Genomic DNA, 758 nt, shown 5'->3' with positions numbered 1-758 from the left:
TGCGGAAGCGCGGATCTTGGCGCATGGCGCGGGTGGCGGCGTAGCCGTCCATGATCGGCATCTGGCAATCCATCAGCACGCCGTCGAAGCGCTGCTGTTCGAGTAAGTCGAGGGCCTCTTGGCCGTTGTTGGCCACTGCCGCGCTCATGCCGTTGGTGTTGAGTAGCTCCAGCGCCAATTCCTGATTGATGGCGTTGTCCTCCACCAGCAGCAGATGCGCGCCCTTGAGCTTGGCTAGGGCCTCGCTGGTGGCCTCCTCGTGATCAGCCGCGCGCGAGTCGCTGATCGCCTCGCGGCCCATGGCATTGAGGATCGCATCCAAGAGCGTTGAGGGTGTCACTGGCTTGGTCAAGAAGCCCGCCAGCTCCAGATCCTCAGCGGCGCGCTGCGCCTCATCGCGGCCATAGGCGGTGACCATGATCACCGTCGGTGAGCGCGCGATGAGCTGATCGGCTTGGATCGCGCGGGTGGTATCCAAGCCATCCATCTGCGGCATCTTCCAGTCCATCAGCACTAGGTCAAAGCTGGCGCCACCATTGACCTGCTCGAGCCGCGCGATCGCCTCGGCGCCACTGGCGGCCTGCTCGACCTGGAAGCCGAAGGCGCTGAGCATCGACTGCAGCACCTCGCGCGCGGTCGCGTTGTCATCCACCACCAGCACCCGCAGTGCCTCCAGGTCATCGACCTTCAGGCGTCGTTGCGAGCGGATGCCGCGCTGTTTACCCAGGCGCACGGTGAAGTGGAACGTGCTGCCGACG

1 protein-coding gene is annotated in these 758 nt (G+C 64.9%); it reads right to left on the bottom strand.

Going from position 1 to position 758, the window contains the following annotated elements; translation table 11 throughout:
* A partial coding sequence (locus VBE63_RS30790; protein WP_323686743.1) for a response regulator occupies positions 1-758 on the bottom strand: 758 nt, incomplete at both ends.

Source organism: Lamprobacter sp., from assembly GCF_034860625.1.
GTDB lineage: Bacteria > Pseudomonadota > Gammaproteobacteria > Chromatiales > Chromatiaceae > Lamprobacter.
The sequence above is the reverse complement of the archived record's forward strand: the minus strand, read 5'-3'. Positions and strand labels throughout refer to the sequence as shown.